Genomic DNA, 21,171 nt, shown 5'->3' on the forward strand with positions numbered 1-21,171 from the left:
ATTGCGATTGATGCAATCCCTTTTTCTATGAAAGTTTCGTGATCCTATCAAAAAGTAATTTAATTGAGTTATAATGTAAGTGCTTACATATTTAAGGGGGGAAGATTAATGAAGGCACAGCAAACTGTATACGTAAATGAGTTTACAAATGGCATTTTGGATCCGGAACAAGAAATGCTCGGTCCTGTCAAAGTCGGCTTGACTGATCTTGTAAAGGCTCAATATAGCCAGTCCCTGGAGTAAGATGCTCAAAATTGATTCATCCAAGTTGAAGATATATCCGGGAAAGTTGACGATAAAGTGGCCGAAGTTGAAGATATATCCGGGAAAGTTGACGATAAAGTGGCCGAAGTTGAAGATATATCTGGAAAGTTAACGATAAAATGATTGAAGTTGATGATATATCTCGAAGTTGACGATAAAGTAGTCAAGGTTGATGATATATCTGAAAAGTTGACGATAAAGTGAGCGAAGTTGACGAAATAAAAGAATTAAAAAGGAAAAGGCTGCTGATCATCATTCAGCAGCCTTTTTCTTTTCACGTGTATTGAGGCAAGCTGAGCGTTTCTGTGTTACATCTTCACTACGATTCTTCCCCGCGCCTGTCCTTTTAAAATCGAAGGCAGTGTTTCCGGCAATTGTTCAAGGGTAATTTCTTTTTGGAGATTATCCAATAGGTTGGCCGGTTTTAAGTCGGTTGCCATTCGGTTCCATAGCTCTTTTCGGACATCCATCGGGCAATAAACAGAGTCGATCCCGAGTAAATTGACACCGCGAAGAATAAATGGAAATACGGTGGCCGGTACATCGGTTCCGCCCGTCAAGCCACTTACAGCAACAGCCCCGCCGTAGCTCAATTTGCTTAAGATCGAGGCAAGAGTATTTCCACCGACTGGATCAATCGCCCCAACCCAGAGCTGTTTATCTAAAGGTTTAATTTTTTCATTGTAAACATCTTCCCGGGAGATAATCTCTTTTGCACCGAGTTTATGTAAAAAATCATGTTCTTCAGCTTTACCGGTACTGGCGACAACTTCATATCCCAGCTTTGCAAGCATTGAAACAGCCAAACTTCCAACGCCACCTGTAGCTCCTGTGACAAGAACCTTGCCTTTGTCCGGCGTCAGGCCGTTGTCCTCCAGTCGCTGGATCGAAAGCGCTGCTGTAAAACCGGCTGTACCATAGACCATCGCTTCTTTTAAGGTTAAATTTTTCGGCAGTGGAACAATCCAGTCCCCGGGAATGCGCGCGTATTCACTGTAGCCTCCATAATGTGAAACCCCAATTTCATAGCTTGTCGCAATCACTTCATCCCCCTCGTTAAAGCGGGGATCTTCAGAAGACACGACGACTCCGGCTAGATCAATACCCGGTATGAAGGGATACGACCTGACAATTTTGCCATTGGGAGTGCCAGCCAAACCGTCTTTAAAGTTAATTCCGGAATACGCAACCTTGATTAACACATCAGCTTCGGGCAACTCATTTAAAGAAATGTTTTTGATATCAACCGAAAAATCATTTTCAGTTTTATCGACCATTAATGCTTTAAACTGTTCAACCACGCTTAAAACCCCTCTCTTATATACAAACTGGTCTAAAAACAACCATGTGCTTCCTCTCTATCTTACTACATTTTTGAAAAATTAACTTTTGCTGTTTTGTGAAATCCTTTTTTACTGAGCCAGGCGGAATAAAGATCATCTTTAAGGGAAACTTACAGATACATATTAGATTCATATTTAAACGAGGAGGTTTCACATGGTAGATTTGGGCCTTTTGATTATACGTGTGATCGTCGGCCTTTATTATGCTGCACATGGCGCCCAGAAGGCATTCGGCTGGTTTGGCGGGGGAGGGCCTGCAGGGACAGGTGCTTTTTTTGAGCAAATCGGAATTAAACCAGGCAAAACGATGGCGCTTTTAGCCGGTTGGGGTGAATTCATCGGAGGTATTTTATTTTTACTCGGGTTTTTAACACCTTTAGCTGCAATATTAATTATTATTCCGATGATTGTTGCGATCAAAACGGTTCATGGCAAAAATGGACTGTTTTCTGACACGGGTGGCATCGAATATAATATTGTCCTGATCGCGGTTGCGTTAGGAATTATGCTGACCGGTCCAGGTGCCATTTCATTGGATGCGGCGTTTGATTTAACTTTCTTGTAATCACATCTGTAACGGATGGAAGCTAAAGCACATTGGGCTTTAGCTTTTTAACATATCCTCTTGGTTGTTTTTCTGATTTTCCAAATGCTTTTTACCCCATTCCCCCATCATGTCCAAGATCGGGATAAAACTCTTTCCTGTATGCGTTAGAGAATATTCAACTTTAGGAGGGATTTCTTTATAAACTTCCCTGTGAAAATATCCCGCGAAAGCAGGATTTTTTGTTTTTTACGAAAATCATGGGATAATATAATACAGAAAACAAGAATAGGGGACAACAGGATGAAATGTAAAATTAACCGAAATGCAGCCAAGGAACTAAAAAAGATGTTGAGCACTGAAGAAGCGGAAGGCAAAATGATCCGCGTGTACGTTACTTTGCACCACGGTGATCACGCCCATTTTGATTTAAAGCTTGATACACCAACAGAGCATGATGAAATCGTCAAAACAGACAAAGATATTGATATTCTTCTTGATAAACGTGAAGATTTTCTCGATGGTGTCTGGATCCAGTACTTTTATGTAGGTGGAGAGGGATTTGTCATTACCAATCCAGCAAAAGGCAGCCATCACCATTAAGTCAGGATATGGTGATTTAAAAAATACGTAAAGCAAAAAAAAAGCGAAGTCCGTTATGGATTTCGCTCTTTTGCTTAATTAAGGCAAAAAGTATATATCATTATAAGGAGGATCCGGAAGTTTCGTTTTACGCAACCTTCCTTCATTAACAAGATCCACTAATCCCTGCTCAATGTCAGAAGGGTTTACCCCAAAAATATCAGCCATTTTCACTGTCGATAGAGACATATATTTTGGTTTTTTTGATGAGGAATGGATCATTGTCTCGACCCGTTGAAATAGCTTTTCCTTCTCCATGCGCGCCCACCTTCCATTAATTGATCTTTTTAATAACATTCCCAAAATGATAAAAAATGACAAACAAAAAACATATTTAATCCCCTGCGAAAATTATCCTAAATTTCCTTATAAAAGCTCGAAAAAAGCAGATAGTAAGAAGTGAGTTTAAGTAGGAGGGAACCTTAATGGCGTTTCGTACTCCCCAGCGCATCGCCCAGTATACAGCAGAAACCGGCGTTCGGAAATCGACATTACCGCTTCGGAGCATGCTCGTATTAGGGTTTTTGGGCGGAGCATTTATCTCTCTGGGCTATCTGTTAGATATAAGGGTGACAGCAGAATTACCGAACGACTGGGGAACCTTTGGCGCCTTTTTGGGTGCGGCAGTCTTCCCGATGGGACTTATATTAATCGTAATTGGCGGAGGGGAGCTCTTAACCGGAAACATGATGGCCGTTTCAATGGCTTTCTTATCAAGGCGTATTACGCTATACCGTCTCTTGAAAAATTGGTTTTGGATTACGATCAGCAACTTTATCGGCTCGATCTTTGTCGCTTATTGCTTCGGACATCTCGCCGGTTTGACAGAAGCAGGACCATATCTGGCGAAGACGGTCGCAATCGCGGGGGCGAAGCTGGATGAAGGCTTCTGGGAAGCGCTGTTTTCAGCTATTGGCTGTAACTGGCTGGTCGGTCTGGCCATTTGGCTATCGTATGGTGCTGAGGATGTTAGCGGGAAAATACTTGCTGTCTGGTTTCCGATTATGGGGTTTGTTGCAATTGGATTTCAGCACGTTGTCGCCAATATGTTCGTCATTCCAGCAGCCATATTCTCGGGCCATTATAGCTGGGGCGATTTTATGTCTAATTTCATACCCGTATTTATTGGAAATATGATTGGCGGGGCTGTATTTGTGTCGACACTGTACTGGATTGCTTACAAAGAGGATATGGTCCCCGACGCAACAGCCGGAAAATCTGATAGTTAGGAGAAGTGATGATGACGGAACCAACGTTTTCAGTGCAAATTAATGGAGAAGTGTACACAGCTAAACCGGGGCAAACGATTTTGGATTTTGCCAAGGCGCAGGATTTATTTATTCCCAGTATTTGCTTTCACCCGAACCTCGGCACGATTCAAACCTGTGATACATGTCTTGTCAATGTCGGGGGCGAACTCGTTCGCGCCTGTGCTACAAAAGTGGAGCAGGGGATGGAGATTGACTCCTTTTCCAAGCCGGTCAGAGAGGCTCAGGATGAAGCGATGTCGCGAATATTAAAAAACCATGAATTGTACTGTACAGTCTGCGATAACAACAATGGAAACTGCACGGTCCATAATACGGCCGAGTATTTGGAGATTGAACATCAAAAATATGAGTTTGAGGCGAAGCCGTATCCACCGGACAATTCCCATCCGATGTACCGATATGAACCAGACCAATGCATTCTTTGCGGAAGATGTGTAGAAGCTTGCCAGGACTTACAGGTAAATGAGACTCTCACGATTGATTGGAGCCGCGAGGTACCACGGGTCATTTGGGATAATGATGTTCCGATTGATGAATCCTCCTGTGTTTCCTGCGGCCACTGCGTCAATGTTTGCCCGTGCAATGCCTTAATGGAAAAATCGATGCTCGGAAAAGCCGGCTATTTGACAGGGATTCCGCCTAAGATATTGGGGCCGATGATCGATTTAACAAAAGAGGTCGAGCCGGGTTACAAGGAAATTTTTGCAATATCAGAAGTGGAAGCAGCGATGCGCAAAGCCCGTATCAAGAGGACGAAAACGGTATGCACCTATTGCGGAGTCGGCTGCAGCTTTGAGGTTTGGACAAAGGATCGAGAAATCCTCAGGATCCAGCCTACCGAAGAGGCACCGGTTAATGGTATTTCCACTTGTGTTAAGGGTAAATGGGGCTGGGATTTTGTCAACAGTCATGAGCGCTTAACAAAGCCGTTAATCCGAAAGGGAGATGAGTTTGTTGAAGCAACCTGGGATGAGGCTCTCAATTTGATTGCCAACAAGCTGACTGAAATAAAAGAGAAGCATGGCCCGGATTCGATTGGTTATATAGCTTCCTCGAAATGCTCCAATGAGGAAAATTATTTGTTCCAGAAATTTGCCCGTGCTGTGATGGGATCGAATAATGTCGATAACTGTTCACGATATTGTCAATCACCGGCGACTGCAGCTCTGATGCGAACGGTTGGGCTGGGAGGCGATGCTGGCACGATCCGGGATATCGCATCAGCCGAGCTAGTCCTTGTTATTGGCGCAAACCCTGCCGAGTCCCATCCAGTTTTATCAACGCGCGTGAAGCGTGCCCATAAATTGTTTGGGCAAAAACTGATCGTAGCCGACTTGCGGGAGCATGAACTGGCGCAGCGGGCCGATCTATTGGTGCATCCGAAACCGGGCACAGACCTGATTTGGTTAAATGCCGTAACCAAATATATTCTTGACCAAGGCTGGGAAGCTAAAGAATTCCTGGCCAACCGGGTGAACGGTTTGGAAAAATATGTGGAATCGCTCGAAAAATATACACTTGAGTATGCCGAAGAAAAAACGGGAATTTCCCGGGACATATTAATACAAATTGCGACGTTGATCCATGACGCCAAAACAGTATGTGCCCTCTGGGCAATGGGCGTAACGCAGCATACGGGCGCAACGGATACAAGTACGGCGATTTCGAATCTGTTATTAATCACCGGCAATTATGGCCGTCCCGGCACAGGAGCTTACCCGTTAAGGGGACATAATAATGTTCAGGGAGCATGTGATTTTGGGACAATGCCGGCATGGTTCCCTGGATACGAACCTGTCTAGGACCCTGAAGTCCGGGAAAAATATGAAAAAGCATGGGGTGTGTCTCTCCCGGCAGAACCGGGCATGAACAACCACCAAATGGTAGAGGGAATTGATAAAGGCAAGCTGAAGGCTCTTTATCTTTTCGGAGAAGAAATGGCGTTAGTTGATTCTAACTCAAATTATGTCGAATCAAATTTTGAAAAGCTTGATTTTTTTGTCGTACAGGACATCTTCTTTACGAGGACTGCCCAATTTGCCGATGTGGTGTTACCGGCCGCTCCAAATCTGGAAAAGGACGGTACATTTGTCAATACGGAACGCCGAATCCAGCGCTTTTATAAAGTATTCGAACCGCTGGGAGAGGCAAGACCCGATTGGGAAATCTTTCAGAATCTGGCGAACCGGCTCGGGGCAAATTGGAAGTATGAACACCCTGGTGAAATTATGGAGGAAGCAGCCAAGCTCGCACCGCTGTTTGCCGGCGTCAGCTACGATCGGCTCGAAGGCTGGAACAGCCTGGTTTGGCCGGTTGCCCCAAACGGGGAGGACACGCCTTTACTGTATACTGAGCGGTTTGCCTTTCAAGACGGCAAAGCCAGACTCGTTCCTGTTGATTGGACTAAGCCATATGAACCTGGTGAGGAATACGACCTGCATTTAAATAATGGCCGGATCCTTGAGCATTTCCATGAAGGGAATATGACATACCGGGATGAAGGCATCACCCACAAGGTACCTGAACCATGGCTGGAAGTTTCCGAACAGCTTGCCAAAGAAAGAGGATTGAAAGATGGTTCATTGGTGCGCCTGACTTCACCATACGGCCATGTTGAGATTGGTGTTACCGTTACCGACCGGGTGCAGGGCAATGAACTTTATCTACCGATGCATTCACCAGAAATCATCTCAGCTGTCAATCGCTTAACAAGCAGCTATCATGATTACATCACCCACACCCCCAGTTATAAGGAAATGAGTGTGAAAATGGAAGTATTGGAAGTAGAGGGACACCCGCCGATTCCGAGAGAAAATCATCGCTTTGGCAACCGGGTGCCGCAAATCAGTGTCAGGGTTGAAGAAAAATGGAAACGGTCTGATTTCACACCAATACCGGAAATGTTTGAAATGGGAGGTGATGAGTATGGCGAAGGCAATCAGGCAAATTAAGCAAGATGTTCCCAACCCCGCGGAAGAACAAGCCCAGGCAATCTCGGATATTTTAAAGGAGCTCACGCAAAACCGCGAAGCGATTATGGCTGCGATTGGGATTTTAAAAGGTTTGCATGAAATGAGAGCCCTGGAGATTGTCCATGGGCTCATCGACCAGCGCACCGAAGTAGGGGCCATTGCGATTCAGCAATTGAATCAACCGGCGATGCACAATACGATCAAGAACGGAATGGGTGCGGTTAAATTTCTTGGTACTTTGCAGCCCGGCCAGTTTGAAACCATTCTTGAAGGAGTCGGCCGGGGATTGAAACGCTTGTCTAAAACCGGGCAAGAGGGGGAAAAGCAGACGATATGGAAAATGAGAAGGCGGCTGCGCAGCCCCGAGATCAGGGCTGCGATGACAACGATGGTTGATTTCCTTGAAGGAATGGGAGAAGTTTTTCTGAAAAACAAGCAAAACAATCAGTAGGGGGAGGGTGACACGAATTGGAGACAGGCGTTTTTTTCGTAAAAAATATGTCAAATCAGCAGGATGCAGATAAAGTTTTGAATACCTTGCTTGATGTGTGGGGCATTGGCAGAGCCGAAGTGCATTTGGAAAACCATCAAGCCGTATTTACTTATGATAAACGAATGGCATCCTACCAGGACTTTCAATACGCGCTTATTGACCGGGGCTACCACGCTGAGCCGGTTGAAAAATAAATTTCAATCTTTAGAGGAGGGAACTACTGATGAAAACATGCGAAGTATGCGGCTTAACAGAGAAAGAAGAGCACGATGAGACGGCAAAAGTGGAAGGTACATTGCTGCATGTTTGCCAAGACTGCCAAAATGACCGCAAATTGGATTATCTGCAGAACGATTTCTTTTAAAAACTTAAGGGGATATCTTTAATATTGGGCATCCCCTTAAACGGAGTTGCAGGGCCTGGTTACTGATACTGATAAGACATTCATAGCATAAAGAGGTCGTGGCATGAAAAAACCGGTAAAAGTGAAACGGGAAATTCTTCGTTTCTTTGAGGCTTTTTTTGAAGAATAGCTTTTTTTCATTTTTCCTAAGCTTTTTTCAAAAAACTTTGTTGCCATTGCCAATATAAGAACGTTTGTTCTATAATAAATATGGGGAATCTACAGGATTGCCCATTTGCCATGAATGCACGTTACACTTGATAATTCACAATATCAAGCAACTCATGGCTTTTCTAAAAAGCAACAATCTTTTAGAAAAGAGCGTAGTAAAGAGAAAATGCAAGCTTGGCATTTCAAAACACTGCCAAGCTGGCTCAAACCAATGTTTATGATTTTCAAGACAAAATTCAATCCTATCATTTATTGGCTGATATGTTCCATTAGGGCTGTCCCGGAAAATATAAAAAGAAAGAAGACTGAAACAGCCTTCTTTCTTTTGGTTCAGAAATATCCTTTACCACCTGTGAGCTTTTGCGTTACTTCTGAGTATCATGGTCGTTTGCGACATCTGTGTGTGACCATTTACTTGAGAACTCGCGCGCTTACGTCTCGTCCAATTATGGTGAAACTGCCTAGAATGTGGATCCAAGTGATCTTTATAGCTCATTTTGAATCACCTCATCGCAGGATGGAATATTCTGAAACAAGTGATATTCACGAATATCATTAAAAGTATGTGAATACATTGAAGAAAAAATACATTCTGCGCTTGAAACAAAGTATTATTTTCGGTCAAGAGCAAAGTTCCCGAACAGACTAAAAATAGCCACTAATCTAAATACTCCCCGGACTGTTGACAGATGGTTGCGTTGTTGCTATTCTAAATACTAGCAATTTCATATGAACAAAATCCTCATCGCTATCTCGGTGAGGTAGAGGTTGCGGCAATTAAGAGTAGCTTTTTCTGAGGTCTGGTGGGATCTGTGACGGAAAGTGAAAGGGATTGCCGCCGAAGTATGGATGGACCCACACAGCCATTCACGCTGGGACTGCATCGAATAGGTGCAGGACTGTCCCGGATTTATTCTGGGGAGAGCTATCACGAGACAGGATGCGGGTTTTTTTATACTCAGAGAAACGCGCGGGTACACTATACCTACGCGTTTTTTTATTGTTTTATATACTGGATTCTTTGGGGGTTTTTGCATGAATGAAAAAAATTGGGGACTTTGGCTGCTGACAGCTTTAGTCGTTGGAAATATGGTCGGTTCGGGGATTTTTATGCTTCCGAGTACACTGGCGTAAATTGCCAGCCCAATGGGAGTTACGATTGCCTGGATCATAACAGGTTTCGGCGTGCTGATGATCGCCCTTGTCTTTGGGAAATTATCGATTCGCCGTCCCGATTTAACGGCGGGGCCGCAAAGCTATGCGCGTGCTCTATTCCAATCCGAAAGTAAAGGGAAGCTTGCCGGATTTAGCATGGTTTGGGGATATTGGGTTGCAAACTGGATCAGTAATGTTGCGATCATCACCAGCTTTGCCGGATATTTGTCAACCTTCTTCCCGGTTATGGGCAGTTCTGCTGTGCTCTTTACCATTGGGGGGCAGTCAATTGAAGCAGGCAGATTTGTTACGTTCATCGTTTGTACGACTTTGCTGTGGGGAACTCATTATATTTTAATAACAAACCTTAATGCTGCCGGAAAATTAAATTTTGTTGCTACGGTATCAAAGGTAATCGGATTTCTCTTATTCATTGTCGCTGCCTTGTTTGCTTTCCAGTCTTCCAACTTGGGAGAGTACTATACAACTGTAGTCGATGCGGAGGGGCAAACGCACAATCTTGCCAGCCAAATCAATTTGGTCATGATTTCAACGCTTTGGGCATTTGTCGGAATTGAATCGGCTGTTATTTTATCAGGGCGTGCAAAATCGCAGCGGGATGTCAGCCGTGCTACCGTAATTGGATTATTCATCGCGCTCGTTATTTACATGGGAATTACGCTGCTCATCATGGGTATTTTACCTCAGGAAGTATTGCGAGCATCTGATAAACCGTTTGTTGATGCCCTGTCTGTGATGATAGGTGAAAACGGTGGGACGATTATGGGAGTGCTTGCGGTCATTTCATTGTTTGGAGCGACAATCGGCTGGGTGCTGCTAAGCTCGGAAGTTCCGTACCAGGCGGCAAAATCGGGCGTTTTCCCTGCTTATTTTGCGAAGGTTAATAAAAACGGAAGCCCTGTCCGTGCCCTTGCGGTGACTAATGCAATGTCACAAATCTTTATCTTTTCGACGATTTCAGGGACGATCAGTGAAGCCTATACGTTTTTAACAACATCAGCCACACTTGCATATTTAATTCCGTATCTTGTTTCAGCAATTTTCTTTTTAAAGCTGACGATTAAAGGAGAAACATATGACCTCATGAAAGGACCGCGCGTTCTTGACGGAGTCATTGCCTCACTGGCGCTAATTTATTCGTTATATGTGATCAGATCAGGGACTGCCGATCTGCAAACATTTTCATTAGGAATTGGGCTATTCCTTGCCGGATTTATTATTTACCCGATTGTCAACCGCAAAAAGTCAAAAAACTAACATGCCAGTATAAGAACAAAGCTGACCCGGGGATTTCATCCTTTGCAAGTCAGCTTTGTTTTTTATTTTCTTCTAAAAAATCCCCAGAAAACCGCCGTGTCTATTCTTTGCTGAGTAGTGATGATCGATTATGTTATATTTTCTTACATAAAATAATCAGAAACTTTGAAAATCTTATTGACAGATCATTCAAATCGGTTAAAATAAGAAATAATAAATCAATGTTATATTTTCTAACATAAAATGTTATGAAAAGGTACATTGAAAAAAGGAGGAAGAAGTATGGACGCCGTCTTTTTAATGAACAGCTTGTGGGTAATGGTCAGCGCGGTTTTAGTCATTTTGATGATCGGTGGATTTATTCTGCTTGAAGCCGGTTCAACACGAATGAAAAATGCCGGTCATATCGCAGGAAAAACGATCTTTACCTTTGGTCTTGCCTCAATTGTGTTTTGGGCAGTAGGATTCGGCTTTATTTTTGGTGATAACGCGAATTTTTTAGTTGGTCTTTCGCACTTTTTTTATTCCGGTTATGAGATTGAAGGAATGAATCTTTCTTCAGCGGTTTTCTTCCTATTTCAATTGGCTTTTGCGGGAATCGCGATTACGATCGCACTCGGCGGCTTTGCAGAACGCGCGAAATTATCGGTCTATTTGGTTTTCACTATTCTGTTTTCCGCGCTTGTCTACCCGGTGGTTGCCCACTGGATTTGGGGCGGAGGCTGGTTGGCGGAGCATGGCAAACAGGATTTTGCCGGATCTACCGTCGTCCATTTGACTGGTGCAATGGCAGCCCTGGCTGCGACAATTTTGCTTAAACCCAGAATTGGCAAGTACAATAAAGATGGTTCGGCGAATAACATTTACGGGCATAACCAAGTATATACTTCCTTGGGGGTATTGATTTTATGGATTGGCTGGTTTGGATTTAATGCGGGCAGTACAGTATCTGTAGATAATGGATTCTTCGGGTTTGTTGCACTGAATACAAATCTTGCTGCTGGAGCCGGTGCAGTTGCCGCGCTATTAATTTCATGGGTCGTATTAGGGAAATCGGATGTAACAACATTGCTGAACGGAGCACTTGCCGGGCTGGTTGCCATCACCGCATCATGTGCTTTCGTTGATACATGGGCCGCGGTTGTGATCGGGTTTGTTGCAGGAGTGCTGGTATTCTATAGTGCGAGATTTTTTGAAAAGAGAAAAATTGATGATCCGATTTATGCTTTATCAGTTCATGGGGCGGCCGGAGTTTGGGGAACATTATCAACTGGCTTCTTTGCGACCCCGGAGCTTGCAACTGTCGGCTCACCAGGGTTATTTTATGGTGGAGGACTCCACCAGCTGGGAGTTCAATTGATGGGGGTAGCGGTTTCAGGAGCTTACGCATTTGCAGTTTCATTCGCGATTTTATTCATTGCCAAGAAAGTGATGAATGGACTTCGTGTAACAGAAGAAGAAGAGATTATGGGTCTCGATATGAGTGAACACGGCAGCTATGGATATCCTGAAGTATTCATGGCAAAAGAGAATAAGCTGACCTCATAAGATTAAAAATTTTGCAAAAGGCTTATGAAATTTTCTCCCGGGCATGAAGGAAGTGTGGCAATGGCCGATGGTTTTGAATCTTATGAAGCGATTAAAATATGGAAGGATGAAGTGATTGATTCGTTTCAGGGCGATACACTTTCCTTAAATGAGTTTCATGACAGGGTGTTGCGCAAGGTCTATCGGCTGGCGGCTAACCGGCTGAAAAATGGAACCCCTCCCTGCGGCTTTTCCTGGTTTATTACGGGCAGCGGAGGGCGGTTTGAGCAAGGGCTGATCAGCGACCAGGATCACGGCATTATTTATGAAACATCCAGTCCGGAAGCTGCTGCTTATTTTTCGAAGCTTGGCGAAGAGCTTTCCTATGGAATGGCTGTTGCCGGATACCCTTATTGTGAAGGGAAAGTAATGAGTTCAAATCCACTCTGGTGTCAATCAACAGCTGGATGGAAAGCTCAGCTTTTGCAATGGCTCGAGGAGGAAAGCTGGCAGTCGATCCGTTATCTGCATATTTTTTACGATGCGCGGCCGCTGGTTGGCGCAGAAAGCTTTGTAAACGAGCTGAAATCGTTTATTTACGACTTTCAAAAAGAGCATCCAAAATTATTAATGCGTTTATTGGAAAATGTCATGCATATGAAAAACGCAGTCGGCCCTTTCGGCCAAATTATTGCCGAAGAAAAAGGACTCCATAAAGGGTCGGTCGATTTAAAAACCACTGCGATTATTCCGTATGTCAATGCAGTCAGGATTTTAGCCATAAAAGAAGGCATAAAAGAGACATCGACCCTGGCGAGAATGGATCGGCTGGCAGAAAATCATCATGAACTGCCGGAGTACAGAGAGAATTTTAGAAAGCTGTTAAGCTACCGATTGTTGCTCGCAACAGATAAATCGTATGAGGATAGCCATTATTTGAATTTAAAAAACCTAAGTAAAGCTGAAAAACATGAACTAAAGAAAATCCTTAAAGATGGAAAAAAGCTTCAACAATACGTCCAGGCAATTGTTGAAAAGGGTGTTAGCAAATGAGATTTCCGCTTATTGATATGATGAGAGGAATTCATGGAAAGATCAATTCAACCGTATTGGGGGGAGTTCTGGGGGGGCAGAACTCTCAACAAGTGGCATTTTTGCGCCAGCTGCAAAAAGAGATGAAGGTTGAAGCATTAATGGTCACACCATTACATGAGTTGAATGTCGTTGTATTTGATATCGAAACGACCGGTTTTTTTCCCGATCAAGGAGATGAAATGATCTCATTGGGAGCAGTTCGGGTTAGCGGCAGGGAAATTCATGAAGACGAGGTATTTTACTCACTTGTTCGTTTCGAGAAAAATCTTTCACCGGAAATAGAGAGACTAACCGGAATTACGAACGATCAACTGAAAGACGCACCTTATCTTTCAGAAGTCCTTATTCAATTTTTTGAATTCGTAAATGGTGATCCCCTTGTTGCCCACCATGCAAATCATGAAAAAAGCTTTTTGCAAAATGCGTGTTGGAAACTGTTTCGCGCACCCTTAAAGCATCGGATTGTCGACACATCGTTTTTATACCGAATTGCCGAGCCTGAAGCAAATATGGTCAGGCTCGAAGATTTTTGTGAACATAACGGCATCCCGATAGCAGATCGCCATCATGCGCTTGGAGATGCAAAGCTGGCCGCCAAGCTGTGGTGCTGCTACCTTTCAAAAATCGAACAGCTTGGCTGCCGTACTTTATCAGATATATATGAACGGGTTGCGAAGCTGTAGATGGGTATGAAATGATAGGTGGCGTAAACGGGGATTCATTAAGGCAAGGAGCAGGAGGGCAAATTTGAATTTAAGAATAAAACCTGGCTGGTGAAGAATTTTGATTCTCTAAAAGCTCAGGTTTTATTTTTTTGGGATAAAAAAAATTTTTTTCGGAAAATATTGAAAAGGTTTTCAGAGAGTGCTAAGATGATGGCGCTTGCCCCGATAATCATTGTGTATATCTTTGCGCAAAAATGGGTGATTAGCGGCGTTATGAGAGGCTCAATCAAATAAACTGTCATGCGAATGTAGAAGCTATAATAATAAAGCGTACGAATAATAGTGATTGGAGCGATTTTCGTTGAACAAAACCTGGTGGAAAGAAAGTGTCATTTATCAAATTTATCCCCGCAGTTTTAATGACAGCAATGGCGACGGTATCGGTGATTTAAAAGGGATTACCGAAAAACTTGATTATTTAAAAGAATTGGGTGTCGATGTAATCTGGTTATCACCAGTCTATAAATCCCCAAATGATGACAATGGTTATGACATTAGTGATTACCAGGATATTATGGATGAATTCGGAACAATGAAAGACTGGGAGAAGCTGCTTGAAGAAGTCCATAACCGCGGGATGAAGCTGATTATGGACCTGGTCGTGAACCATTCGTCCGACGAGCATAAATGGTTTGTGGAATCGAGAAAATCGAAGGACAATCCTTATCGTGATTATTATGTTTGGCGCCCGGGAAAGGATGGCCGCGAGCCAAATAATTGGGAGTCGGCGTTCAGCGGTTCAGCCTGGCAATACGATGAAGGGACAGACGAATACTATCTACATTTATTCAGCAAAAAACAGCCGGACCTTAATTGGGAGAATCCTGCCTTAAGGAAAGAGATATACAATATGATGACGTGGTGGCTCGATAAAGGGATTGATGGCTTCCGTATGGATGTTATCAACTTTATCTCGAAAGAGCCTGGCCTGCCCGATGCCCCCAACCCTGAAGGGAAAAAGTATGTGGGAGGCGGGAGATTTTATATGAACGGCCCCCGTATTCATGAGTTTTTACATGAAATGAACAACGAAGTTCTGTCGAAATATGACATCATGACTGTCGGCGAAATGCCGGGTGTTACTGTAGACGAAGCAAAGCTATATACAGGGGAAGACCGCGAGGAACTGAATATGGTCTTCCAATTTGAACATGTGGATCTGGATTCAGGCCCGAATGGAAAATGGGATTTAAGGCCTCTTAATCTTCTTGATTTAAAGGCAAGTATTACGAAGTGGCAAACAGGCCTCAATGGGGCAGGCTGGAACAGTCTTTACTTAAATAACCATGACCAGCCGCGCATGGTGTCCCGGTTTGGAGACGACAGGAAATACCGGGTTGAGTCGGCGAAAATGCTGGCGACCTTCCTGCATATGCTTCAAGGTACTCCGTACATTTACCAGGGTGAAGAAATTGGCATGACCAATGTCCGTTTTGATTCGATTAAAGACTATAAAGATATCGAAATCCTGAATATGTATCGCGAAAAAGTGATTGAAGGCAAAGAAAACCATCAGAAAGTAATGGAATCGATTTACGTCAAGGGCCGGGAAAATGCAAGAACTCCTTTTCAATGGGACGATTCAGAGCATGCCGGCTTTACAAGCGGAGAACCATGGTTGAAAATAAACCCTAACTACCGGGAAATTAATGCAAAACAAGCGGTTGAAGATGAAAACTCAATTTATCATTATTACCGCAAGCTTATTAAACTTCGCAAAGAACATCCGATTATTGTCTATGGGGATTATCAATTGATTCTTCCGGAAGATAAGCAAATTTTTGCTTATACCCGTTCACTGGAAAATGAAAAGCTTCTGGTTGTGGCGAACTTCAGCGGTGAAGCTGTGCCATTCTCGTTGCCGGAAGATGTTGAATTCACTGCAGATGAACTATTAATCAGCAATTACACAATTGAAGGAAAACCGGCTTTATCGTTTGAATTGCGTCCATATGAAGCAAGAGTTTATGAGATTAGAAACGAGAATCAAACCGGCTGACTGCGCTGTCATCAAAAAAGGGATTGTATATTCAATATACAATCTCTTTTTATAAGTTTAAGAATCGCTTCTTTGAATTGCTTATCAATCTAAAAGATATTGATATCTCCGCTGGATACATCCAGGTTAATCTCATGTTTTCCTGATCCGTGCGTTCCTTCAATTCCATTTTTATCTTGTTCTTGATTCTTTAGCTGGAAATTACAATCGATATTGCCGCTGCTTACTTCGCCTTTTAACTTAAAATCAGCATCGTCAGGCAGGTCGAGATTGGCCTCCCCGGAACTGACATCAATCTTTATCGCATCTGCCAATTGATCCATCTGTACATGAAACTGACCTGATGATAAATCAGCTTCTATCTCTCCAGTATAGTTCGTTAACTCTGTTTCACCTGAACTAATTTCAAAGGTACCCTTTTCTGCTGACAGAGAATCAATCCGTACACTTCCTGAACCTGTTTGTTGCTCATATTGGCCAAGGTCGAAGTTTTTTAAGCTGGCCTGTCCGGAACCCATGTTTAATGATAAATGATTAAGTTTTAGCGGTTGTTTCTGAGATTTTCCTGCATAATCAACGCTGCCAGAGCCAATATTTATATTCATATCTTTACTGTAATCCTCGGGAATATAAATATCGAGCGTCGAGCTCGTGAAGAACCCAAAATTTTCATACCATTTGCGGCTGTATTCTACAGTAATACTGTCCCCGCTCTCTTTAACTGTCACTTTTCCTTTTCCGTCAACAACCGCTTCTACATTGTCTCTTTCTTCGGGGATGACCGTTGTTGTTGCACCGGCAACATCGATTTCAATCGTGTCAATTTTGTTGGTAACATGGGCCTGCTGCTCATCTTCACCAAACAGCAGTCCGGAAAAGCTAAAGTTGGAGAAAAATAATAAGTACACCCCCAGGATAATGGCAAAAATGACGAAAATTCTTTTCATTGGATTACCCGCTTTCTATATTTGCTTTGATGAGATGCATCACCTTGTATATGACATCACAGAAACGCCATCAACAAGTTCATTCTATTATGGAACATCATTTTTTTCATTGAACCGTGGGATTATTTTTTAATCAGACTTGAGGCTTATGAAATGGTTATGCCTGTCAACGTATTTAGAAGGTATAAATTGAAAATGAATCTTCCGGTTTTTGTCGAATAATCCCAAAAATAGGGAACCTCCCTATTCGATTATAACAGACAAAAAAGAGCTGTAAATCTGGGACAAGACCAAATTTACAGCTCTTTTTATGGAAATTAGAATTGATTTGCAGCTGTTGCTGCTTTGCGGATGCCCTCTTCAATGATTTCTGCTGCTCTGTCGGGAAATTGGTTATGTCCTTCCACAATAACAGTTGTTACATCCTTGATTCCCCAGAATCCAAGAACAGTCATGACATAGTTAACCGCCATCTCACTGGAGGCTGCAGGGCCCTCTGAATAAACACCGCCTCTTGCATTTAAAAGGACAACCTTCTTGTCTGAAAGCAATCCTTCAGGACCCTCTTGTGTATAGCGGAAAGTTTTTCCCGCCTGGCCAAGATAATCGAAATAAGTATGCAGAACCGCCGGGATCGTAAAGTTCCAAAGCGGGAACGCAAGGACAATTTTATCCGCAGCAATAAATTGGTTCAAGTACTTATTAACGAGCTCTGCTGCTTGCTGTTCTTCAGGTGTGAGTTCAAGACCGCGGCCGAGCTTGAACATACCGTTGATTTTATCAGTATCGTAATATGGCAGATTCTCTGCGAACAAATCTAGTTCTGTGATTTGATCTTCTGGATGGGATTCTTTATAGCTGCTTAGAAAAGCCTCGTATAATTGCACACTGACTGCTTGCTCAGCAGGACGTGAATTTGCTTTTACGAATAAAACATTTGCCATTGGCTGTTTCCTCCATTATCTATGTTGTCGTTGTTGTATTAGAAAGTGCAATTGTTAGCAGGGAGGTTAAATATGTAGTTAACAAATCTTCCTCTCGTTAAAATCTTTCAAATACGGATCATCCGGCCGCCAAACAACAATATGATCATAATGAACAATTTAAAAGATCACCTTGCCACATAGCTGCACAAACAAAATACTTTGCGATTATATAATAGCTATTTTTTGGCTGTCAAAAAAACTGCCTGCACCGGAGCGAGCTATGTTTTTGAATGGAACCTTTCGGGAAAAAAACTAACAACGATTTTGAAGGAGTGATAGACATGGCAGCTAACAAAAAAGAAAAAGAAAGCTTATTGGACCATCAGCGGAAAATACAAGAAGAACAAAAGCAGGAGAGTCAATTTAAGGAACAGGGAAGAGTGACGAACAGGAATTCAGCCGTCTTGCAGAAATGTTCCAATTCAATCTTGCTTCACAGGTTTATACCGGGTATATTAAAGCTGATCCCAATCACCGGGTTGTGATGAACGGAATCAATACGAATAAAGTGTATATCGTCCAACATTTTCTGTTTACGGATGGCTTTGCAAAGCAGATTTCAGAAAGTCTTGCAGGGGAAAAATCGATTTTGAGTGATCCAACCGGTTTTGATGCAAGGCTCCGAAACGTTCTGCGCAAAAGAGTTGCTGACACAAGGGTGAGCCGTGCTATATTTGGATGTAGAGGTGCTAAGGATGAAAGAAGAGTATTATCCGGTTAATCTTAATTTATCCGGAAAGCTGACTGTCGTGATCGGCGGGGGAAAAGTGGCCGAGCGAAAGGTTTACGGCCTTCTGAACACGGGCGCCAGGATTTGCGTCGTCAGCCCTGAAATAACGGAGGGCCTAAAAAAATTGGCAGATGGACAGAAGATTCTTTGGCGTAAAAAAAGTTTTTCCGCTGAGGATATTCAAGATGCAGCATTGATTTTCGCCGCTACAAATAATAAAGAAGCGAATATGGAAGTCCGCAGGGCTGCTTCGGATTTTCAGCTTGTCAGCATGGCGGATGATCCTGAGCATTCAGACTTTATCGTGCCGTCTGTTTTGAAAAGGGGAAAGCTTTTGATAACAGTCTCCACCTCCGGAGCCAGCCCCTCACTGGCAAAAGCAATACGGGATGACCTTGCCGAAGCGTATGATGAAAAATTCGAAAACTATCTCGCATTTCTCGATGATTGCCGGCAGCTGATCTTAAAAAATGTTACCGATCCCATCAAAAAACAACAGCTGCTCGCAGCCATCATTGATCCTGCTTTTTTAAACAGCAACACCAGGGAAGAAGAGTTTACAAAATTGTATGCGGAAATTTTAGGAACGGACTAATTCGCCTTCCCCGGTTGTTTTTTGCTGACAGGAAATTCTATAGAATATATGACAAAAGATAAATAATCGAGCCGATCAGCGAACACCCCGCAAAAATATAGACAATGTCTGATGCATCAATATCTTCTATATTTTCGATCTCCTCCAACTGATTTTCAAAATAAAATGTTTGATACGATTCGCGTGTTAAAGATTCTCCGTGGCTCATATATTCCAAGTTAGACGCCCTTACAGAATTTTCGTTCATTTCTTCATCTCCTTTTGAGAAAATATGATATTAATAAGGTGAAAATGTTTTTACTATAGATACCCATTGACAGCCTCTGTGAAACGTTTACGGAATTGGAAAATAAATCTAATGTAAATTTCACTTGGAAAATTCATTGTGTATAGTTTTTGCTCTTGGCTGGAAGGATTATCAAGTTATACTGCATGCTTATTTGGGTATTAACAAGATAAAGCCAGCAAATTCATTTTGAAAACCGGTGTAAAAGAAGGCAGCAATGAGAATACTAGGCTTGTCATTGGAGGAGGTTTTTAAATGAATAGAAAAGAAACGGAAAATAAACTGGTTGAGACGAATTTGAAGCTGAACAGCAGGGATACCGAGAGGCGAATTCATGGTTCCACTGAGGGCATGTCTGAGGCCGAAGCTGCAAATTTAAAGATTCAGGAAGAGTTTTATGGTGAGGAGCATCGTTCAGAATACTCGATATTGCCCTATATTTCAGGCAATCCCAACCCGATTCTTATAAAGAATCCTTATGAAAAGGAATAAATCGGCTTTCACAATGAAAGCCGATTTTTGCATGTCAGCGTGCCAACAACACTCATGAATTATTCAAAAGGATAGTGAACTCCATTCATTTCCCGAAGCAATTCTTTAATATCCTCAATCGCATCTTCCCGTTCATACAGTTCATCCTCGGTCATACGATGAAGGAGCCTTAACAAGGAAACTTGTATTTCTGCGATCGTTAAAGCTGTTTCGAGCTTCGTCATATAAGGATCTCCCCTTAATTCCATTTTCGTTCAGCTTTCAATTAGCGGGCTGCGGTACTCGTTACCCCTCATCAGGTTTTTTACTTCTATCGCTTTTGGGCTGCTCTAATGCATCCTCATTGCCAATACTATCGATTTCCCTTATAACTGCTTCCGTTAGTTTGTCATCAAAAAAAATACTCGGATTTACGTTTAAAATAAGTCCAATAACCTTAAGCCGTTCTGCGTCCAATCTGACACTTCCAGAAGCAATATGCCGATAACCCTGTAGAGATAAATTCAACTTCTTGGCCATATGTGTTTTTGTAACCCCTCTTGCCTGACGAATACGTTCAACATTTATATGAATCAAAGTACCCCCTCCAAAACAAGAATAACGATTTCCGTTAATAAAATGATACTACCATTTCCTGTTAATGTCAAATAAATTCCATCGGCTCTCAAATTCCGTTAGTTTTCTATCGAAATTAGTTACCAATTGGTATTATTGAAATAAATACTAATCCGATAGCAGGTGATTTATATGTCAATCGGTCACCGAATTAGAGAATATAGGAAGAAAAGAAAACTAACACAAAAGGAACTGGCTATAAAAGTCAATGTTTCGTCACAGGTCGTCTCAAATTGGGAGCGGGGATACACATCTCCGGGCACCGAAGATATTACCAGACTGACAAAGGTACTTGAAGTAACTGCGGATTATTTATTGGGCCGGGAAAACCAGGTGAGAGAACACGGTTATGAAAAGCTCGCCACGAAACAAGAGGAAAACGAGATACTCGAGCTTCTTAACGATCCAGAGTTTCGGATGTGGCGTGAAGAATTAAAGAATTCTCCAGAAGAAAATCGCCAGGAAGCTTTTCGTTTTCTCAAATGGCTAAATACGAAAGGGAAAAAATCTTAAAACCTGTACCGCATTCAGAAACTGAAAAAAGGCAGGGATTTCAGCGTAAAATAATAAGCTGATTTAAGCGAAACCCCGGCCTTTCTTTAGGAAAACTCTTTTTTATTCTAGCGAAAAAATACATC

General features: G+C 42.6%; 24 protein-coding genes, 3 pseudogenes and 1 riboswitch. Of the genes and pseudogenes, 18 read left to right on the forward strand and 9 right to left on the reverse strand.

The genetic code is table 11. The features are described from left to right. Window positions 1–108: 108 nt before the first annotated feature. Entirely contained in the window at window positions 109–243 is a 135-nt protein-coding gene (locus tag CU633_RS23180) for a hypothetical protein (protein WP_257958374.1), read from the forward strand. Window positions 244–572: 329 nt separating this feature from the next. On the opposite strand, the gene CU633_RS00645 is transcribed toward CU633_RS23180, so the two are convergent. Beyond that, window positions 573–1,541, reverse strand: coding sequence for an NADPH:quinone oxidoreductase family protein (locus tag CU633_RS00645; protein ID WP_101657916.1), 969 nt, complete (start codon window positions 1,539–1,541; stop codon window positions 573–575). 220 nt (window positions 1,542–1,761) lie between these two features. On the opposite strand from CU633_RS00645, the gene CU633_RS00650 reads away from it, so the two are divergent. Next, complete coding sequence (locus CU633_RS00650; protein WP_101657797.1) at window positions 1,762–2,172, forward strand: DoxX family protein; 411 nt, start codon at window positions 1,762–1,764, stop codon at window positions 2,170–2,172. Window positions 2,173–2,211: 39 nt separating this feature from the next. On the opposite strand, the pseudogene CU633_RS00655 reads toward CU633_RS00650, so the two are convergent. After that, a pseudogene (locus tag CU633_RS00655) lies at window positions 2,212–2,376 on the reverse strand (winged helix-turn-helix transcriptional regulator); the annotation flags it as partial. Window positions 2,377–2,454: 78 nt separating this feature from the next. Here CU633_RS00655 and CU633_RS00660 point away from each other — a divergent pair. Beyond that, a complete protein-coding gene (locus CU633_RS00660; RefSeq protein ID WP_101657798.1) occupies window positions 2,455–2,754 on the forward strand; it encodes a heme biosynthesis protein HemY in 300 nt (99 codons plus the stop codon). 78 nt (window positions 2,755–2,832) lie between these two features. On the opposite strand, the gene CU633_RS00665 is transcribed toward CU633_RS00660, so the two are convergent. Beyond that, window positions 2,833–3,051 (reverse strand): hypothetical protein, encoded by a 219-nt coding sequence (locus CU633_RS00665; protein ID WP_101657799.1) that lies wholly within the window; start codon window positions 3,049–3,051, stop codon window positions 2,833–2,835. A gap of 167 nt (window positions 3,052–3,218) precedes the next feature. Here CU633_RS00665 and CU633_RS00670 point away from each other — a divergent pair, with 167 nt between their 5' ends. From CU633_RS00670 to CU633_RS22625, 5 genes and pseudogenes are all read left to right on the forward strand, one after another. Continuing rightward, a complete protein-coding gene (locus tag CU633_RS00670; protein WP_101657800.1) occupies window positions 3,219–4,022 on the forward strand; it encodes a formate/nitrite transporter family protein in 804 nt (267 codons plus the stop codon). Between the two features lie 11 nt (window positions 4,023–4,033). Next, window positions 4,034–7,015: pseudogene (gene fdhF / locus CU633_RS00675) on the forward strand (formate dehydrogenase subunit alpha). Then, on the forward strand, window positions 6,990–7,487 hold the full coding sequence (locus CU633_RS00680; protein ID WP_101657801.1) for a DUF1641 domain-containing protein: 498 nt from the start codon (window positions 6,990–6,992) through the stop codon (window positions 7,485–7,487). Before fdhF ends, CU633_RS00680 begins: the two are co-directional and overlap by 26 nt. 17 nt (window positions 7,488–7,504) lie before the next feature. Next, the gene (locus CU633_RS00685; RefSeq protein ID WP_101657802.1) at window positions 7,505–7,723 is read left to right on the forward strand and encodes a heavy-metal-associated domain-containing protein; all 219 of its coding nucleotides are present in this window, start codon (window positions 7,505–7,507) and stop codon (window positions 7,721–7,723) included. A 29-nt stretch (window positions 7,724–7,752) separates the two neighbouring features. Further along, window positions 7,753–7,893, forward strand: coding sequence for a hypothetical protein (locus tag CU633_RS22625; protein WP_180954810.1), 141 nt, complete (start codon window positions 7,753–7,755; stop codon window positions 7,891–7,893). Window positions 7,894–8,446: 553 nt separating this feature from the next. Here CU633_RS22625 and CU633_RS00690 read toward each other — a convergent pair. After that, complete coding sequence (locus CU633_RS00690) at window positions 8,447–8,599, reverse strand: YpzG family protein (RefSeq protein WP_101657803.1); 153 nt, start codon at window positions 8,597–8,599, stop codon at window positions 8,447–8,449. Window positions 8,600–8,857: 258 nt separating this feature from the next. Then, a riboswitch (Lysine riboswitch) is annotated at window positions 8,858–9,039 on the forward strand. A 99-nt stretch (window positions 9,040–9,138) separates the two neighbouring features. Between CU633_RS00690 and CU633_RS00695 the strand changes: the two are divergent. The 5 genes and pseudogenes from CU633_RS00695 (at window position 9,139) to CU633_RS00720 (ending at window position 15,882) form a co-directional block, all read left to right on the forward strand. After that, a pseudogene (locus CU633_RS00695) lies at window positions 9,139–10,536 on the forward strand (amino acid permease). A gap of 282 nt (window positions 10,537–10,818) precedes the next feature. After that, entirely contained in the window at window positions 10,819–12,084 is a 1,266-nt protein-coding gene (locus CU633_RS00700; protein ID WP_101657804.1) for an ammonium transporter, read from the forward strand. Window positions 12,085–12,144: 60 nt separating this feature from the next. Beyond that, a complete protein-coding gene (locus CU633_RS00705) occupies window positions 12,145–13,116 on the forward strand; it encodes a DUF294 nucleotidyltransferase-like domain-containing protein (protein ID WP_101657805.1) in 972 nt (323 codons plus the stop codon). Continuing rightward, on the forward strand, window positions 13,113–13,841 hold the full coding sequence (locus CU633_RS00710; protein ID WP_101657806.1) for an exonuclease domain-containing protein: 729 nt from the start codon (window positions 13,113–13,115) through the stop codon (window positions 13,839–13,841). The genes CU633_RS00705 and CU633_RS00710 overlap by 4 nt, the downstream gene beginning before the upstream one ends. Before the next feature lie 343 nt (window positions 13,842–14,184). After that, entirely contained in the window at window positions 14,185–15,882 is a 1,698-nt protein-coding gene (locus tag CU633_RS00720) for a glycoside hydrolase family 13 protein (RefSeq protein WP_101657807.1), read from the forward strand. A gap of 89 nt (window positions 15,883–15,971) precedes the next feature. On the opposite strand, the gene liaG is transcribed toward CU633_RS00720, so the two are convergent. Further along, window positions 15,972–16,829, reverse strand: a complete 858-nt coding sequence (gene liaG, locus CU633_RS00725; RefSeq protein WP_101657808.1) for a LiaG family protein — start codon at window positions 16,827–16,829, stop codon at window positions 15,972–15,974. Window positions 16,830–17,146: 317 nt separating this feature from the next. Next, on the reverse strand, window positions 17,147–17,773 hold the full coding sequence (locus CU633_RS00730) for an FMN-dependent NADH-azoreductase (protein WP_101657809.1): 627 nt from the start codon (window positions 17,771–17,773) through the stop codon (window positions 17,147–17,149). A 323-nt stretch (window positions 17,774–18,096) separates the two neighbouring features. On the opposite strand from CU633_RS00730, the gene CU633_RS00735 reads away from it, so the two are divergent. Genes CU633_RS00735 through CU633_RS00745 form a run of 3 tightly spaced genes read left to right on the forward strand, consistent with a single transcriptional unit; the run spans window position 18,097 to window position 19,140 of the window. After that, window positions 18,097–18,300, forward strand: a complete 204-nt coding sequence (locus CU633_RS00735; RefSeq protein WP_101657810.1) for a hypothetical protein — start codon at window positions 18,097–18,099, stop codon at window positions 18,298–18,300. Next, a complete protein-coding gene (locus CU633_RS00740; protein ID WP_101657811.1) occupies window positions 18,300–18,536 on the forward strand; it encodes a hypothetical protein in 237 nt (78 codons plus the stop codon). The genes CU633_RS00735 and CU633_RS00740 overlap by 1 nt, the downstream gene beginning before the upstream one ends. After that, window positions 18,511–19,140, forward strand: coding sequence for a precorrin-2 dehydrogenase/sirohydrochlorin ferrochelatase family protein (locus CU633_RS00745; protein ID WP_101657812.1), 630 nt, complete (start codon window positions 18,511–18,513; stop codon window positions 19,138–19,140). The genes CU633_RS00740 and CU633_RS00745 overlap by 26 nt, the downstream gene beginning before the upstream one ends. A gap of 37 nt (window positions 19,141–19,177) precedes the next feature. Here CU633_RS00745 and CU633_RS00750 read toward each other — a convergent pair whose 3' ends face one another. Continuing rightward, entirely contained in the window at window positions 19,178–19,387 is a 210-nt protein-coding gene (locus CU633_RS00750; protein ID WP_101657813.1) for a hypothetical protein, read from the reverse strand. Window positions 19,388–19,681: 294 nt separating this feature from the next. Between CU633_RS00750 and CU633_RS00755 the strand changes: the two genes are divergently transcribed. Continuing rightward, the gene (locus tag CU633_RS00755) at window positions 19,682–19,918 is read left to right on the forward strand and encodes a hypothetical protein (RefSeq protein ID WP_101657814.1); all 237 of its coding nucleotides are present in this window, start codon (window positions 19,682–19,684) and stop codon (window positions 19,916–19,918) included. 59 nt (window positions 19,919–19,977) lie between these two features. On the opposite strand, the gene CU633_RS22630 is transcribed toward CU633_RS00755, so the two are convergent. Together CU633_RS22630 and CU633_RS00760 are read right to left on the reverse strand one after the other, a co-directional pair. Continuing rightward, entirely contained in the window at window positions 19,978–20,142 is a 165-nt protein-coding gene (locus CU633_RS22630; RefSeq protein ID WP_180954811.1) for a hypothetical protein, read from the reverse strand. A gap of 61 nt (window positions 20,143–20,203) precedes the next feature. Next, window positions 20,204–20,494: a helix-turn-helix domain-containing protein gene (locus CU633_RS00760; RefSeq protein WP_257958355.1), complete on the reverse strand. Its 291-nt coding sequence runs from the start codon at window positions 20,492–20,494 to the stop codon at window positions 20,204–20,206. 171 nt (window positions 20,495–20,665) lie between these two features. On the opposite strand from CU633_RS00760, the gene CU633_RS00765 reads away from it, so the two are divergent. Continuing rightward, the gene (locus CU633_RS00765) at window positions 20,666–21,046 is read left to right on the forward strand and encodes a helix-turn-helix domain-containing protein (RefSeq protein WP_101657815.1); all 381 of its coding nucleotides are present in this window, start codon (window positions 20,666–20,668) and stop codon (window positions 21,044–21,046) included. Window positions 21,047–21,171: the final 125 nt, after the last annotated feature.

The sequence above is a fragment of the Bacillus sp. V3-13 genome, assembly GCF_002860165.1.
Taxonomy (GTDB): Bacteria; Bacillota; Bacilli; order Bacillales; family Cytobacillaceae; genus Bacillus_BJ.

What these genes read in the sequence shown, in the direction of transcription:
- CU633_RS23180 (WP_257958374.1), top strand. Translation starts at nt 109, where the DNA reads ATGAAGGCACAGCAAACTGTATACGTAAATGAGTTTACAAATGGCATT.
- CU633_RS00645 (WP_101657916.1), bottom strand. Translation starts at nt 1,541, where the DNA reads ATGGTCGATAAAACTGAAAATGATTTTTCGGTTGATATCAAAAACATT.
- CU633_RS00650 (WP_101657797.1), top strand. Translation starts at nt 1,762, where the DNA reads ATGGTAGATTTGGGCCTTTTGATTATACGTGTGATCGTCGGCCTTTAT.
- CU633_RS00660 (WP_101657798.1), top strand. Translation starts at nt 2,455, where the DNA reads ATGAAATGTAAAATTAACCGAAATGCAGCCAAGGAACTAAAAAAGATG.
- CU633_RS00665 (WP_101657799.1), bottom strand. Translation starts at nt 3,051, where the DNA reads ATGGAGAAGGAAAAGCTATTTCAACGGGTCGAGACAATGATCCATTCC.
- CU633_RS00670 (WP_101657800.1), top strand. Translation starts at nt 3,219, where the DNA reads ATGGCGTTTCGTACTCCCCAGCGCATCGCCCAGTATACAGCAGAAACC.
- CU633_RS00680 (WP_101657801.1), top strand. Translation starts at nt 6,990, where the DNA reads ATGGCGAAGGCAATCAGGCAAATTAAGCAAGATGTTCCCAACCCCGCG.
- CU633_RS22625 (WP_180954810.1), top strand. Translation starts at nt 7,753, where the DNA reads ATGAAAACATGCGAAGTATGCGGCTTAACAGAGAAAGAAGAGCACGAT.
- CU633_RS00690 (WP_101657803.1), bottom strand. Translation starts at nt 8,599, where the DNA reads ATGAGCTATAAAGATCACTTGGATCCACATTCTAGGCAGTTTCACCAT.
- CU633_RS00700 (WP_101657804.1), top strand. Translation starts at nt 10,819, where the DNA reads ATGGACGCCGTCTTTTTAATGAACAGCTTGTGGGTAATGGTCAGCGCG.
- CU633_RS00705 (WP_101657805.1), top strand. Translation starts at nt 12,145, where the DNA reads ATGGCCGATGGTTTTGAATCTTATGAAGCGATTAAAATATGGAAGGAT.
- CU633_RS00710 (WP_101657806.1), top strand. Translation starts at nt 13,113, where the DNA reads ATGAGATTTCCGCTTATTGATATGATGAGAGGAATTCATGGAAAGATC.
- liaG (WP_101657808.1), bottom strand. Translation starts at nt 16,829, where the DNA reads ATGAAAAGAATTTTCGTCATTTTTGCCATTATCCTGGGGGTGTACTTA.
- CU633_RS00730 (WP_101657809.1), bottom strand. Translation starts at nt 17,773, where the DNA reads ATGGCAAATGTTTTATTCGTAAAAGCAAATTCACGTCCTGCTGAGCAA.
- CU633_RS00735 (WP_101657810.1), top strand. Translation starts at nt 18,097, where the DNA reads ATGGCAGCTAACAAAAAAGAAAAAGAAAGCTTATTGGACCATCAGCGG.
- CU633_RS00740 (WP_101657811.1), top strand. Translation starts at nt 18,300, where the DNA reads ATGAACGGAATCAATACGAATAAAGTGTATATCGTCCAACATTTTCTG.
- CU633_RS00745 (WP_101657812.1), top strand. Translation starts at nt 18,511, where the DNA reads ATGAAAGAAGAGTATTATCCGGTTAATCTTAATTTATCCGGAAAGCTG.
- CU633_RS00750 (WP_101657813.1), bottom strand. Translation starts at nt 19,387, where the DNA reads ATGAACGAAAATTCTGTAAGGGCGTCTAACTTGGAATATATGAGCCAC.
- CU633_RS00755 (WP_101657814.1), top strand. Translation starts at nt 19,682, where the DNA reads ATGAATAGAAAAGAAACGGAAAATAAACTGGTTGAGACGAATTTGAAG.
- CU633_RS22630 (WP_180954811.1), bottom strand. Translation starts at nt 20,142, where the DNA reads ATGACGAAGCTCGAAACAGCTTTAACGATCGCAGAAATACAAGTTTCC.
- CU633_RS00765 (WP_101657815.1), top strand. Translation starts at nt 20,666, where the DNA reads ATGTCAATCGGTCACCGAATTAGAGAATATAGGAAGAAAAGAAAACTA.